Here is a 13,600-nt window from a genome sequence, read left to right on the forward strand (position 1 = left end):
ACGACCACGTTCGCCCTGTGTCGAATCTAGATTCCGCGCTCTAAGGATTTGTTAATTAATTTCTTTAATTCCGGCCCTGCTGGATCGGCCTACCTTCGATCTTGGGCAGTTCGACCGCCGCGGCAGATCGTTCGCCGCCCGAGGCGCGGCGCGCCAGTTCAACGGTGAGGCGTTCAGCGGCCTCCGGCTGCATCAGACCGAGAATGTCGGACATCTTCCGAGGCGCAATCTGCGAGGCGATCTCGAACAGCACCGGCATTTCCAGGCGGTCGAAGATCTTCGCGGCGTCCTTCGGCTTCATGCTTTCATACATGGTGACGATACCCTTGAAGCGGGCGGCATCGACCTCGCTCTTCTGGTCGTTCGCAGTCTTGATACCGGCTTCGACGCCCTTCAATTCATCGACGCGGGTTTCGATGCGCTTCTCTGCAGCCTTCAGCAGGCTCTCGCGAATGTCGATCTCGCGTGCCCGCGCTTCCAGTTCCTGACGGCGCGCTTGCAGCCGTTCGAGGATCGCGCGTTCAGCAGGCGAGATTTGAGGAGACAGCTCGACAGGCGGGTTGCTGGTCGGTTCGATCGCTGCAGGCGCCGCTACCGCGGGCTTCGGCTCTTCCTTCTTGGCTGACACCGAGCCGGTAATATCGCCGTCCACTGGCTTGCCGCCCGGGAAGTTGAACATCTCCTGCGCCCACGATCCTTTCGTAGGCTGAGGCTGCGGATCATAATTGAACACGTAGCCGCCATCGATCACCAGGCCGGCGATCTTGAGAATCGCCAGCCCGAAAACCGCCACCAAGACGACAGGAAGAATACGAACGTCCCGAAAAGCTTTCATGCAGCGAAACCGTCAGGCCTCCTCCGTTCGGCAAACGCCTGCGCTGCCGCGGCATTGGCCCGCGCTGCGGATACCCGCGGCGCATCAGGGTCGGTTTCGGTGAGCGGTCGTGCCGCCACCGCGATCTTCGATAGCCGGCGTACGACGGCGTCGCTCTCGGCGAGCTGGGCTTTCAGTTGATCGGCCAGCGCCGTTGCCGCCGAAATCTGGCTGCCCAGATTCTCATTGACGTCGCGCACGGTAAGCTTGAGTCCGCCGATCGCACGCTCGGCGATCTCGGTCACGGTGATGAGCTCGCCGATCGTGGCCTTCAACGATTGCTCGTCCGCCTTGAGGCGCTTCAGGCGCTTATTGAGCAACATGCAATAGGCGATGGTCAGGATCAGAAGCACCGCAACCAGGCTCTCGATCACAATTCCTAATGAATGACTCATTGTGCCTCCATCAATTTAGTTTGCTCATCAGCCTTCTCAAACATGGCGAAGGTTGTGTTAGGCTTGCGTAATTGTTTCGTGACTCTAATGGCAACGCGGTCGCCGACACGGCCCATGCGACCTTCAGTCAAGGTCACGGCTCCGCAACGCACGGCAACAAGGGCGTCCGCCCGCATTTCCAGCGGCAGCGTATCGCCCACTTTGAGAAGCATCAGCTGCTTCAATGGGATCTCCGCCTCATACAGCACGGCGTCGACGGCGATCTCGGCCTGAGCAATTTCAGTGGCGAGATGGCTTTCCCAGATCGGATCACGGCCGAATTTTTCGCCCATGAACATCTGCATGAGCACGGCGCGGATCGGCTCGATCGTCGCATAGGGCAGCAGCAATTCGATATTGCCGCCGCGATCTTCCATGTCGATATGCAGGCGCACCAGGATTGCGGCATTGGCTGGACGGCTGATGGCGGCGAAGCGCGGATTGGTCTCAAGCCGATCGATGTTGAAGCTCACCGGCGACAGCGGCCGGAACGCCTGTTCAGCGTCGGCCAGCACGACTTCGATCAGGCGCTTCACCAGATTGGTTTCGATGGTGGTGTAGGGGCGGCCCTCGATGCGCAACGAAGCCTGGCCGCGGCGACCGCCGAGCAACACGTCGATCATCGAATAGATCAGGCTGGAATCGACGGTAGCGAGGCCAAAATTCTCCCACTCCTCTGCCTTGAACACGCACAGCACGGCTGGCAGCGGAATCGAATTCATATAGTCGCCGAAACGCACCGAAGTGATGCGATCGAGCGAGACTTCGACGTTGTCGGAGGTGAAATTGCGCAGGCTCGTGGTCATCAACCGCACCAGACGGTCGAACACGATTTCGAGCATCGGCAGACGCTCATACGACACCATCGAGGAATCGATAATGGCGCGAATGCCGGAATTCTCGTCGAGATGAACCTCGTTGACGCTGAAGCCGAGGAGGTTGTCGATTTCTTCCTGCGAGAGAACGCGCTCGCCGCCGTTCTTGCCGCCGCCGATATCGCGACCGCCGTCCTCGACCATGGCGGCCCATTGCTCCGCCATAGTGCCGGTGAGTTCGTTTTCGGCAGCCGCTTTCGCCGCCTCAACGGGATCCTCTGAATCCAGAGACGCTTCCCATTCGGCGGCAATTGCGTCCTGATCGACCTGTTCGGTAGACATCAGCCTAAATCCAATTCCTCACTGAATGAGGATTTCCTTGAACAGCACAGCGTTCACGTGATGAGGAGAGATCGCGGCATTGACGCGCCGCGTCAGCTCTTCCTTCAGCCGGAACATGCCAACGGAGCCGTTCAGATCGGTGGTGCGCAGTTCGCGCAGGTAAACCTGGAACATGTCGGTGATGCGCGGCATCGACGGCGTGATCTGCGCCACGAGCGGCGCTTCCTTCACCTCGAGCACGATCTTGGCCTTGAGATATTGCACGCGCTCGCCCGGCTGACCGGCAAGGTTCACCAGGATTTCCGGCACATCGATGAAGGCGAGCGGCTTCGCAGCCGGCGCCGCCTCTTTCTTCTCTTCCTTGGGGTGCCCCTTCAGGAAGAACCAGCCGCCACCGCCCGCTGCAAGCACCAGCACGCCCGCGACGATTGCGATCAGCTTGAATTTGCTCTTGGGAGCTGCCGCCTCGTCCCCGGTCGGGGTGCTTTCTGAAGTTTCCGTATCCGCCATCGCCTGCCCGTCCGGGGTTGGGATGAGCTCGATGCTGCAAAGCAGGCAATAAAGACGCGATACAAAATGCTGCCAGCGCCCAAGGCCCTGTGTGATCGTGACGCTAGGTCGCAATGGTTAACGGAATCTTTCTTTTGACGCTCAACTAGGAAAATTCTGCCGGCAAATATGGTCAACAAGACCTTTCTGCCGCCCGTTTTCGCGCCTCAAAAACTACCAACAAGTTGAAAAATATCAGCTTTTTGACTTGGCACGGCTTTCGCTAAGTAGTCTGCGAACCGCGGCTTGGGAGAGCTGTGCGGTTTACGGGATCCGCGGCGAGCTTGGGAGAGCGACCCGCGCGAACTTAGGGGAGAACCACCGATGGAGAATATGCTTCTCGTCGGACTGTCGCGGCAGATGACGCTTCGGCGTCAGATGGACGTCGTGGCGAACAACATCGCGAATATCAACACGAGCGGCTTCAAGGCCGAGCGGACGATTTTCGAGGAATATCTGAGCCCGGCCGCCCGCGAAGACAACTTCGTCGGCCGCGACCGCCGCGTGTCCTTCGTGCAGGACCGCGCCACGATGCATGATTTCACCGGCGGCGCGACCGAGCAGACCAAGAATCCGCTCGATATTGCCATCGACGGCAACGCCTTCCTCGCGGTGCAGACCCCGAACGGTGAGCGCTACACCCGCGACGGTGGCATGCAGATCAATTCGCAGGGCCAGCTCGTGACAGCGTCGGGCGCACCGGTGCTCGGCGCCAATGGCCCCATCGTGTTTCAGCAGACCGACCACGACATCAACATCTCGCAGGACGGCACGGTCACGGTGCTCGAAGGCATCAACCGCATCGACTCCGTGCGCGGTAAGATCCGCATGGTCAACTTCGCGCAGCCCCAGCGGCTGGTGAAGGAAGGCTCCAACCTGTTCTCGGCCGGTCCCGGCGCCAATCCGCAGCCGTCCACCACGTCGAAGCTCAATCAGGGCTTTATCGAAAAGTCGAACGTCAGCTCGGTCGTCGAAATGACCCGGATGATCGACGTCACCCGCGCCTATACCGAGCTGTCCAACATGCTGCAGTCGCAAGGCGACGCGCGGCGCTCCGCCATCGAAAAACTTGCCGACGTTCCGGCTTAAGGAATCTGACCCATGCGCGCTCTTTACACTGCAGCGACCGGGATGGCGGCCCAGGAACTCAACGTCCAGGTCATCTCTAACAATATCGCCAATATGCGCACGACCGGCTTCAAGAAGCAGCGTGCCGCATTCCAGGACCTCATCTACGATCACGTTCGCCGCGTCGGTGCGCAAGCATCGGATCAGGGCACGGTCATTCCGGTCGGCGTCGATATCGGCGGCGGTGTGAAGACCGTCGGCACTCCGCGCATGATGACCCAGGGCACGCTGTCGGCGACCGGCGGCGATCTCGATATCGCCGTCCGCGGCGAAGGCTTCTTCAAGATCCAGCTCACCGATGGCACCTTCGCCTATACCCGCGATGGTACGTTTTCCACTGACCAGCAGGGCCGCATCGTCAACCCGCAGGGCAACCTGCTGCAGCCAACGATCTCGATTCCCCAGGCGTCGTCGCAACTCTCGATCAATGCGCAGGGCCAGGTCTCGGTCATCGTACCGGGCTCGACGACCCCGACCGTGCTCGGCCAGATCAGCCTCACCCGCTTCATCAACAAGGCCGGCCTCAATTCGATCGGTGACAACCTGTTCACCGAAACGCCGGCCTCCGGCCCACCGCAGGACGGCGTCGCCAATGCCGACGGCTTCGGCGACATGCAGCAGCGCAACCTCGAAATGGCCAATGTCGAAGTGGTCACCGAAATTTCGGACCTGATCGCTGCGCAGCGCGCCTATGAGATGAACGCCAAGGTCATCAGCGCTGCCGACCAGATGCTGCAATCCACCGCCGGCATGTTCCGCTGAGGAGAATGATCATGACATCAGCCATGCGTTCGCTTCTCCTCGCCACCGCCCTGCTCGCTGCAGCGGCCACTGCTGCGCTCGGCCAGGCGCAGCGCGACGAGGTCATCGCATCGCCAACGCTGCGCGCCAATGTCACCGTGTCCAGCGACGTGGTGCGGATTGGCGATGTCATCGACAATGCCGGCCCCACCGCCCAGATCGCAATCTATCGGGCGCCCGATCTCGGGACCGTCGGCACGCTATCGACCGCGCAGGTCATCGCGGCGTTGCGGCAGCACCAGGTGATTGGCGTCGATACGCGTGAGCTCAAGTCCATTACCGTGACACGGCTGTCGCGCAGCATCGAGAGCAAGGATATCGAGAACCAGGTCGCGCAAGCGCTGGAGAACCGCCACGGCCTTGGTGCTGCCGCCAATCTTAGCCTCACTTTCGACCGCGAAGTCCAGGGCCTGCAGCTTGACGCCAGCAATACCGGCGCGCTGCAGCCTGTCGCGGTCCGCTTCGACGCACGTAGCGGCCGTTTCGACGTCACCTTTGCGATCGGCAACGATTCCAATGTGTCTGCCACCAAGCTGCGTTTCACCGGCAGTGCCGTTGAGACCGTGGAAGCGGCGGTGCTGGTCCGCGGCGTCGAACGCAACGAGGTGCTGAAGTCCTCTGACGTCGTCGTCGAGCGTCGCCCGAAAGCCGAAGTCGGCAACGATGGCGTAACGCGCGACCGCGCCGTGGGGATGCAGAGCCGCCGCCAATTGCGCGCCGGTCAGGCAATCCGCAATGCCGACCTCGCCAAGCCAGACCTGGTCACCCGCGATCAGGCAGTGACGCTGATCTACGAAACCGCCGGGCTTTACCTCACGCTGCGCGGCAAGGCCATCGAAGGCGGCACCGAAGGCGACGTGGTCAATGTGATCAACCTGCAGTCCAAGCGCACCGTCTCCGGCGTCGTGGTCGGTCGCGGCCAGGTCGCCGTCTCCGCTCCATCACCGCGTCTCCCCGCGCAAGTCGAAACTCCCGCGCCAACTCTTGCTCCAACCCGCGAGTCTCTCCCGTCCGAAAAAATCTCCCAGGCAAGACCTCCCCTGGCCAACTCTCCCGCTGCCACCTCTCCCGTCGCGCTTGCTGCCAACGACCACGTGCCTGTTTCTCGAAAAGCTGAGTAAAGTTGATGTTCCAGTTCCATCGTCCCTTCGCCACCGGCGCTGCGCTTCTGACGGTCGGCCTTGCTGCCAGCGGCTGTTCATCGATCGACCGTCTCGCGTCCATCGGCGAGAAACCGGCGCTCACGGCGATCGAAAACCCGACGACACAGCCCGGCTACAAGCCGGTGCAGATGCCGATGCCAAAGCCGGAGGTCGCGTCCTACAACGCCAACTCCCTATGGCGCAGCGGATCGCGCGCCTTCTTCAAGGATCAGCGCGCACGCCAGATCGGCGACATTCTCACGGTCACCGTGAACTTCACCGACAAGGCCAATATCGCCAACGAGACCCAGCGCAGCCGCACCAATACGGAAAACTCGGGCATCACCGACTTTGCGGGCAGCAAATTGCTGACAGGTTCGGCCGCCTCGGTCCTGCCCGGCCGTCTGCTGACGGCTGATGGATCGTCGTCGAGCGACGGCAAAGGATCGGTGGCGCGGCAGGAAGCGTTGCAAACCAGCGTCGCCGCCGTGGTCACGCAATTGCTGCCGAACGGCAACCTCGTAGTCGAGGGCAAGCAGGAGATCCGCGTCAACTACGAGATCCGCGAACTGATCGTCGCCGGCATCGTGCGTCCGGAAGACATTCAGAGCGACAACACCATCGACAGCGCCAAGATCGCGCAGGCCCGCATCGCTTATGGCGGTCGCGGTCAGATTTCGGATGTCCAGCAGCCGCGCTACGGCCAGCAAGTGATGGACGTGCTGCTGCCCTTCTAACGTTACGAACTCCCACATCTCATCGTGCTCCCACGCGATGAGATGTTCACGCGCGGCCTTCCGTCAGCTCCCCTGGCGGAAGGCCGTCGTCGTTCTGGACAGACTCCAAATGCGGCCAGGCGAAGCGCTGAACGTCAGCTCTTGAAATCCACCTCGACGCTGCCCAGTCCGAGCAATTCCATTCGGACGTGATCGCCGGCATTGAGCCACGCCGTCTGCACCAGGCTGCCCGTCAGTACGAAGTCTCCGGCGCGCAATATCTTGTCTCGGGCCGCGAGATGGTTGGCAAGCCAGGCCAGTGCATGATGTGGATGACCAAAAACATCGGCGCCGTTGCCGCGCCCCACTTCCATGCCGTTAACGACAGCACGTCCAATCACCGACAGAAGATCAGGCGCCTTGCCACGAGCAACAGGCGCACCCAGAACACATCCCGCCGCAAAGAAATCATCTGCGATCAGTGTCGGCGCATCCATACTGCGCCAGTCCGCATAACGATCATCGACGATCTCGATGGCTGGATGGTAGGCATCGATCGCTGTCGCTACATCATCAGCCGTGAACGGCTCGCCCGACGGCATCAGATCGCTCGCGAGCTGGACCGCAATTTCACACTCCACGCCGACATGTACATAATCGTTGTAGCGCAGCGACGTTCCGGCGGCATGAACACCACTCATATAGAGTCCGCCGGCGCAAGGGTGCGAAATACCGAGATATTGCTGCATCACCGCGCTTGTGCAGCCGATCTTGTAACCGACCTGCAAGCCGAAATCGGGCGACAACAAATTGTGAAGCGCGTCCTGTACGCGATAGCCATCGGCCTCGTCATGCGGGACCGCGTCTGGCGGCAATACGGCGAGCGGCGTGCGGTTATGGCGGACGTAAGCCAGGATTTCGGCGATCGCGAGATACTTTTCCATCGGCGGTCCCTTCGCTCGTCACACGGCTCATGCCGACATATGACTAACGGGTAGCGACCACCATCCTGCTTGGCAACGTTGCGCAGCGTTGCTGGCGCGAACCGACGCTCGCGCCACTGCAACTCCTCGATTCTGGAGTTCAGCCGAAGACCCTGGTCAGGTCTTCATGAAGCCGACGCATCCCCGCAGGCCCGGTGAAGATCTCCTTCACCTCGGCCAGAGCCTCCGTAGTCAGGACATCTTCAGAACGCCGGCCCTGCGCAGCAGTCGCAAGGATGCGCGAGGCGATCGCGGCCTGATTGCAGGAGGTGCGGTGCTGCTCTGGCACCCTTGCGACGACCTTTTGAAGAACATTCCGCATCAGCGCGATCGTATCGGGATCATAAGAGGCAGGCGCAGCCATTGTTTCCTCCCGTTTTTTTTGCTGGATCGAGCCTACGTCCTATCGGCGAATGATGACGTTCATATTCCCGTGTTTAAGAATGTCGCCGTGCTGCAGTGCAGTCGTCGCAGATCCCTGCACTGCACAGCATGCGTGGTTACCAACCGGAACACCGAAATGAAAAACGGCCGCCGGATGGGGCGGCCGTTTGGTATCGGAAAGACTATTCGTCGCGATAGACCTTTTCGCGCTTCTCGTGGCGCTCCTGGGCTTCCACGGAGAGTGTTGCGATCGGGCGGGCTTCTAGCCGCTTGAGCGAGATCGGCTCGCCGGTCTCCTCGCAATAGCCGTAGGTATTATCCTCGATGCGCAGCAGCGCGGCATCGATCTTGGAGATCAGCTTGCGCTGCCGGTCGCGCGCGCGCAGTTCGATCGCGCGGTCGGTTTCCGACGATGCCCGGTCGGCGAGGTCGGGGTGATTGACGTTCTCCTCCTGCAAAGCCTGCAGGGTGAGTTTCGATTCACGGAGGATTTCTTCCTTCCAGGCCAGCAATTTCGCGCGGAAATAGTCGCGCTGCCGGTCGTTCATGAAAGGCTCTTTTTCGGAGGGGCGATAGCTTTTCAACTTGTCCAAGGCCAATCCATCTATGCGTGCAAGGCGCCGGAAATGACCGGCCGCGCCGCAGCTTATATAGCGACGTCATGTGACAGACAATAACGTCAGGATACCTCCAGAACGGCCGTCCACCGCCCGGTTTCATGGTCGGAACCGTGCTGCTGCAGCGCACCACAGCCCCGGCGCGGTCCATTGGTCCAAGAGCCATTCGAGCAGCCATAAACACGGCTTATGCGGGTTTCAGCCGCGCTTGGGGCCGGCCTCGCCGACTTAGACCTGGCCGGCCTTGGCCAGCTCAACTTCGACCCGTAGTTCGATCTCGGACAGCACGGCGTCCAGACCGGGTTCGCCGGATGATTCCTTGAGGTTGGCTGCCGCACTGCGCAACCGAGCCACCATGGCCGGATTGATCGAGCCCGTGAGCAGGCCGATCTTGAGTTCATCGAGGACATCGAGCGCGCCACGGCCGCGCTTCACCGAGCGCTTGCGACGCTCCATGGGATCTTCGACGCTCTGCATGGCCAGAAGCGCATCGATGCTGTTGGCCGCCCGAGGCGCTACGGTCGGTTTGGTCTCGGAGGTCGGTGTCGCATCAGGCAACGAAAACCCGGTCGAACTGGTTTTCTTCGCTCCTGACGACGGGGCTCCGAATGTAGTGCCGTTCGGTCCGTAAATGCGCATCGGCGTGTCCAGCGAGGGTGATGGCCAATCCCGGCCCACGGCGGCTTGCCGTTCGCTCAGTACCATCGCGAGCGTAAACGGACCTCCATCCGGAAAGGTCGTCTTTTATGGTTAATCAATCGTAAACGGCCCGGCAAAATCTGCCGCAGGCGGCACTTTCGCCGGAGCGCAAGCCGCTTGTCCAGCCCCAGAGCCTTTATCATTCACATTATAAATCAACGTCTTATACCGATTTAGAACGCTGGCACGGCACTCGCATAGTGAAGGCTGGATCGTCGTCATGGGAGTGGCGAGCGGTCCAGTGAAGACCTCAGCGGGGAGCAGAGGATGCCGAGCCTACCTTCGATCCGATTCTGTCAGACGGCCTGTGCGGTGCTGCTCGTGCTGCTCGTGCAGGCGGTGTCGGCACATGCGACGTCGCGGATCAAGGATCTCGCCAATATCGAAGGCGTCCGGCAGAACCAGCTGATCGGCTACGGCCTCGTGGTCGGCCTCAACGGCACCGGCGACACCCTCAACAACATCCCGTTCACCCGCCAGTCGCTGCAGGCGATGCTGGAGCGCATGGGCGTGAACATCCGCGGCCAGACGCTGCGTACCGGCAATGTCGCCGCCGTCATGGTCACCGGCAACCTGCCCGCCTTCGGCACCCAGGGCACCCGCATGGACGTTACCGTCTCGGCGCTCGGCGATGCCAAGAACCTGACCGGCGGTACCCTGCTGGTCACCCCCCTGCTCGGCGCTGACGGCAATGTCTACGCCGTCGCCCAGGGTTCCCTCGCCATCAACGGCTTTGCCGCCGAAGGCGCTGCCGCCAGCATCACCCGCGGCGTCCCCACCGTCGGCCGCATCGCCAATGGCGCCATCATCGAGCGCGAGATCGAATTCGCGCTGAACCGCCTGCCCAATGTACGCCTCGCTTTGCGCAACCCCGACTTCACCACAGCCAAGCGCATTGCCGCCGCCGTCAACGATTTCCTGGGATCCAAGACCGCCGAGCCGATCGATCCCTCCACCGTGCAACTGTCGATCCCGCCGGAGTTCAAGGGCAACGTTGTTGCCCTGCTCACGGAGATCGAGCAGTTGCAGGTCGAACCGGATCTGGCCGCCAAGATCATCATCGACGAACGCTCCGGGATCATCGTGATGGGCCGCGACGTCCGCGTCGCCACTGTCGCCGTGGCGCAAGGCAATCTCACCGTGACGATTTCGGAGAGCGCCAATGTCAGCCAGCCCAATGCATTCTCCAACGGCCGCACTGTCGTCACGCCAAGCACACGTGTCGGCGTCACCGAAGACGGCAAGAAATTCGCTCTGGTGAAGGACGGCGTTTCGCTGCAGCAGCTCGTCGACGGCCTCAACGGACTCGGCATCGGCCCGCGCGACCTAATCGGCATCCTGCAGGCCATCAAGGCCGCAGGCGCCATCCAGGCCGACATCGAGGTGATGTGATGAACGTCAACACCGCCGTCGCCGCCTATCAGACCAAGCACCCGACCATCAACGGCCGCCCCGATCAGAACCTGATCGATGCGCTGCAGAAAGTATCGCCGCAAGCTCAGGCCAAGACGCGCAAGCAGTCCGAAGATTTTGAGGCGATGTTCATCAACACGATGTTTTCGCAGATGACATCAGGCATCAAGGGTGAAGGCCCGTTCGGCGACACCACCGGCACCGGTGCCTGGCGCTCGATGCTGACAGACGAATATTCGAAGTCCTTCGCCAAGGCCGGCGGCGTCGGCATCTCCAACGAAGTCTTTCGTTCACTCATCATCCAGCAAGCCAATCGCGCCAGCTGATCGCAGAGGACACCGCCATGAACAATGCGCAACGCCAGCAAGCCGCCCCGATCGTCGCACCGCGTTCGGTCGCGACACTGATGGAAGCCCGCCAGCTCGCCGACGAACTCATGAAGGTGATGAACGAGCTCCTCGCCATCATCGAACAGGAGACGGCGCTGGTCCGCAACGGCCATATCCGCGAGGCTATCAAGCTCGAAGCTCCGAAGGCGGACATTTCGCGTCGCTACATTGCGATGATCTCGCTGCTCAAGATCAGCCAGACATATCTCGCGCAGACGACGCCCGACCTGCTCTCGGCCTTGCGCAAGCACCATGACGTGTTCCGCGCGATGCTGCAGGTCAATCTGACCGTGCTCGCCACAGCGCACGCGGTTTCGGAAGGCATTGTCCGCGGCGTCAATGCCGAGGTTCAGAAGCGCAATATCCCGCAGACCTATACGGCGGCCGGTCGGCAGGCTCAGCCGGGCCGGGTCAACATGACGCCCATCGTCGTCAGCCGGTCACTTTGATCGTATAACCGATCATACGGCCGCGGGCGCGTGTGATGCGCCGCGGCATTGCTATCTTTTGACTTAAATTGCAGCGCGCAAGTAAGCACCGGATTCAGCCGTTCGGTGCATAATGTCGTTTGGGAACGGGTCGGGATTTATCGAATGGAGCCAGGAGGGCTGCCATGGGTGCCGACTTCAATATCAAACCGGTGGGGGCACCGGTTGCCACACCGGTCATCAGACCCGCACCAGAAGCGGTGCGCGAAGCCGTGCCTACGCAACTCCCCCCGGACAAGACCGTGTCAGCAGCGCCCCGCGTACTGCAGCCGAACATTTCTGCGGCGAACTACCAGCAGATGGACAGCGAACGCATCTCCAAGGAAGTCATCATCGACAAGGGCGCAGGCGAGATCGTCTTCGTGTCTGTGGACAAGAAGTCCAACCAGGTGATCGACCAGTATCCCGAGGAATCGCGACTGCGCTCCCGCGCCTATCTGCGCGCCATGGACACGCTGAAGCAGGACGCAAAGTTGCTTGATCGACGTATGGAAACGGATCGCAGCGTCTAACTGCGCCGATCACGTATCCCGCGTAGCGTAGGCCGTATCAAGATAGGTGCTGCCCGTTGCGGCGTCGGTCACTACGGTCTTGATAATTGCCTTGTTGTCGCCGTTGAGCTGGAACTTGGTATCACCCACCCGGAACGCATTATCCTTGATCAGCACCTGCTGATACTTGACGGTTCCCTCGCTCTTGTACTTCACCTGAGCACGAAAGCCGTCGACCTGCGAGATGGCTATTTCGAACTTCTTGCCGTTGGCGTATTTGCCTTCCCAGCTACCCTTATAGGTTTCGGGATCCACCGCCACATACTTACCTGCCGTGATCGGCACGGTGGTCTTGTAAGCCGTCGAAAGAATGCTCAGAACGTCTGCCATCTCAGCCCCGTCGCGCGCGATTTCGAATCGCCCGCTGATCCGGCGCTATTAGGCATCGCCGATCATTAAGCTATCGTTACGGATTTCAGGGAGGCTCACGGACGCCCGGACAGACCTGCGGCGATATTGCGATTGATATCGATTAGCGACTGCAGATGTTCGACCTGGCGAACGTGCTGCAAGGCGGTGCACTGAGTCAGCACGAAGATGCCGATATTGGCGATATTCTGGCGGATCTCGATCGATTCCGGATTCTGGTCATTGATGGCGTCGCCAACGAAGATCGACCAGAGCTTGCGATTGAACAGAAGAGCTTCGTCGAGACCAGCATCGGTATGATCCCAGTTTGCCACGACGTCCTGAAGCTTGCGTGCTGCTTTCAGAAGAGCTTGGGCTTCTATGTCTCTCGGTGTCGCCGTGGTCTGGGCAGTACGCGCGTAGGCTTGAGCACCGATCGACATTCGCTACCTCAAAAACTCTTCTTCCCGCTTGATCAGCGGACGCAATTCCTTGAGTGCTTTGTAAAGCGCGCCGCTTAAAATAAGCTTACTAACTTCCTCAATCGTCTCGCGAAAACTCGGAACCGCTTCAATCAATTCCTTGATGAAGCCGAGATATAGCTCCTGATAGGCCGGGATATCGTTTTCCAGATACATCATCTGCACGCAGAGATAGACGCGTTTGACCGGCGTCGTTGCAGTCTCCGCCGTGAGAATATCCTTCTCACGCATGATCGGTGCATCGCCATCAATCAGGAACGCCGTGCGCGTATCGGAATTGGTGATCACGCTCTGACCGATGATGATTCGCTCACCCGGCTTCAGTTCGACTCGCAAAGGCATTCAGCTCTCCTTCCCCGCAGCGGCCGTGAGGCCACATGCAAAGCCAATGGTATCTGGTGCCACGTTTCGGGCGGGCATGCAGTATCCAGAAACCCCGAAAATA

At 60.6% G+C, this 13,600-nt stretch carries 19 protein-coding genes; 8 read left to right on the forward strand and 11 right to left on the reverse strand.

Annotated features, from left to right (window positions below; genetic code table 11):
* Positions 1-64: 64 nt before the first annotated feature.
* From AB8B20_RS10225 to fliL, 4 genes are read right to left on the reverse strand one after another with little or no spacing between them, the layout of a single operon-like run.
* Positions 65-835: a MotE family protein gene (locus AB8B20_RS10225; RefSeq protein ID WP_089265175.1), complete on the reverse strand. Its 771-nt coding sequence runs from the start codon at positions 833-835 to the stop codon at positions 65-67.
* Entirely contained in the window at positions 832-1,269 is a 438-nt protein-coding gene (locus AB8B20_RS10230) for a DUF6468 domain-containing protein (RefSeq protein ID WP_439072476.1), read from the reverse strand. The genes AB8B20_RS10225 and AB8B20_RS10230 overlap by 4 nt, the downstream gene beginning before the upstream one ends.
* On the reverse strand, positions 1,266-2,465 hold the full coding sequence (gene fliM / locus AB8B20_RS10235) for a flagellar motor switch protein FliM (protein WP_374725713.1): 1,200 nt from the start codon (positions 2,463-2,465) through the stop codon (positions 1,266-1,268). The genes AB8B20_RS10230 and fliM overlap by 4 nt, the downstream gene beginning before the upstream one ends.
* Positions 2,466-2,483: 18 nt before the next feature.
* Positions 2,484-2,975, reverse strand: coding sequence for a flagellar basal body-associated protein FliL (gene fliL / locus AB8B20_RS10240; RefSeq protein WP_093756619.1), 492 nt, complete (start codon positions 2,973-2,975; stop codon positions 2,484-2,486).
* A 363-nt stretch (positions 2,976-3,338) separates the two neighbouring features.
* Here fliL and flgF point away from each other — a divergent pair, with 363 nt between their 5' ends.
* From flgF to flgH, 4 genes are read left to right on the forward strand one after another with little or no spacing between them, the layout of a single operon-like run.
* Positions 3,339-4,103 carry a flagellar basal-body rod protein FlgF gene (gene flgF / locus AB8B20_RS10245; protein WP_093756620.1) on the forward strand — a complete coding sequence of 255 codons (765 nt, stop codon included), beginning with the start codon at positions 3,339-3,341 and terminating at the stop codon, positions 4,101-4,103.
* 12 nt (positions 4,104-4,115) lie between these two features.
* Positions 4,116-4,904, forward strand: coding sequence for a flagellar basal-body rod protein FlgG (gene flgG, locus AB8B20_RS10250; protein ID WP_089265180.1), 789 nt, complete (start codon positions 4,116-4,118; stop codon positions 4,902-4,904).
* A gap of 11 nt (positions 4,905-4,915) precedes the next feature.
* A complete protein-coding gene (flgA, locus tag AB8B20_RS10255; RefSeq protein WP_439072477.1) occupies positions 4,916-6,064 on the forward strand; it encodes a flagellar basal body P-ring formation chaperone FlgA in 1,149 nt (382 codons plus the stop codon).
* A gap of 5 nt (positions 6,065-6,069) precedes the next feature.
* A complete protein-coding gene (gene flgH, locus AB8B20_RS10260; protein ID WP_068736258.1) occupies positions 6,070-6,822 on the forward strand; it encodes a flagellar basal body L-ring protein FlgH in 753 nt (250 codons plus the stop codon).
* 134 nt (positions 6,823-6,956) lie between these two features.
* Here the strand turns inward: flgH and AB8B20_RS10265 are convergent, their stop codons facing one another.
* The 4 genes from AB8B20_RS10265 to AB8B20_RS10280 form a co-directional block, all read right to left on the reverse strand.
* Positions 6,957-7,745 carry a 2-keto-4-pentenoate hydratase gene (locus tag AB8B20_RS10265; protein ID WP_439072478.1) on the reverse strand — a complete coding sequence of 263 codons (789 nt, stop codon included), beginning with the start codon at positions 7,743-7,745 and terminating at the stop codon, positions 6,957-6,959.
* 139 nt (positions 7,746-7,884) lie between these two features.
* Positions 7,885-8,148, reverse strand: a complete 264-nt coding sequence (locus AB8B20_RS10270) for a hypothetical protein (RefSeq protein ID WP_120291376.1) — start codon at positions 8,146-8,148, stop codon at positions 7,885-7,887.
* A gap of 202 nt (positions 8,149-8,350) precedes the next feature.
* Positions 8,351-8,761 (reverse strand): RNA polymerase-binding protein DksA, encoded by a 411-nt coding sequence (gene dksA / locus AB8B20_RS10275; RefSeq protein ID WP_068735634.1) that lies wholly within the window; start codon positions 8,759-8,761, stop codon positions 8,351-8,353.
* Positions 8,762-9,013: 252 nt separating this feature from the next.
* On the reverse strand, positions 9,014-9,424 hold the full coding sequence (locus AB8B20_RS10280) for a flagellar assembly protein FliX (protein WP_089265694.1): 411 nt from the start codon (positions 9,422-9,424) through the stop codon (positions 9,014-9,016).
* Positions 9,425-9,751: 327 nt separating this feature from the next.
* Between AB8B20_RS10280 and AB8B20_RS10285 the strand changes: the two genes are divergently transcribed.
* The 4 genes from AB8B20_RS10285 to AB8B20_RS10300 all read left to right on the forward strand — a co-directional run bounded on the left by AB8B20_RS10285 (position 9,752) and on the right by AB8B20_RS10300 (position 12,286).
* The gene (locus AB8B20_RS10285) at positions 9,752-10,876 is read left to right on the forward strand and encodes a flagellar basal body P-ring protein FlgI (protein WP_089265184.1); all 1,125 of its coding nucleotides are present in this window, start codon (positions 9,752-9,754) and stop codon (positions 10,874-10,876) included.
* Entirely contained in the window at positions 10,876-11,223 is a 348-nt protein-coding gene (flgJ, locus tag AB8B20_RS10290; RefSeq protein WP_439072479.1) for a flagellar assembly peptidoglycan hydrolase FlgJ, read from the forward strand. The genes AB8B20_RS10285 and flgJ overlap by 1 nt, the downstream gene beginning before the upstream one ends.
* Positions 11,224-11,240: 17 nt before the next feature.
* The gene (locus AB8B20_RS10295) at positions 11,241-11,735 is read left to right on the forward strand and encodes a hypothetical protein (protein ID WP_093756622.1); all 495 of its coding nucleotides are present in this window, start codon (positions 11,241-11,243) and stop codon (positions 11,733-11,735) included.
* A 164-nt stretch (positions 11,736-11,899) separates the two neighbouring features.
* Complete coding sequence (locus AB8B20_RS10300) at positions 11,900-12,286, forward strand: hypothetical protein (protein WP_439072480.1); 387 nt, start codon at positions 11,900-11,902, stop codon at positions 12,284-12,286.
* A gap of 9 nt (positions 12,287-12,295) precedes the next feature.
* Here the strand turns inward: AB8B20_RS10300 and AB8B20_RS10305 are convergent, their stop codons facing one another.
* The 3 genes from AB8B20_RS10305 to flbT form a co-directional block, all read right to left on the reverse strand.
* The gene (locus tag AB8B20_RS10305; protein ID WP_092146402.1) at positions 12,296-12,655 is read right to left on the reverse strand and encodes a hypothetical protein; all 360 of its coding nucleotides are present in this window, start codon (positions 12,653-12,655) and stop codon (positions 12,296-12,298) included.
* Between the two features lie 95 nt (positions 12,656-12,750).
* On the reverse strand, positions 12,751-13,116 hold the full coding sequence (flaF, locus tag AB8B20_RS10310) for a flagellar biosynthesis regulator FlaF (protein WP_089265189.1): 366 nt from the start codon (positions 13,114-13,116) through the stop codon (positions 12,751-12,753).
* Positions 13,117-13,119: 3 nt separating this feature from the next.
* Positions 13,120-13,497: a flagellar biosynthesis repressor FlbT gene (flbT, locus tag AB8B20_RS10315; RefSeq protein WP_093756623.1), complete on the reverse strand. Its 378-nt coding sequence runs from the start codon at positions 13,495-13,497 to the stop codon at positions 13,120-13,122.
* Between the last annotated feature and the right edge of the window lie 103 nt (positions 13,498-13,600).

The organism is Tardiphaga sp. 866_E4_N1_4, assembly GCF_052076075.1.
Lineage (GTDB): Bacteria > Pseudomonadota > Alphaproteobacteria > Rhizobiales > Xanthobacteraceae > Tardiphaga > Tardiphaga robiniae.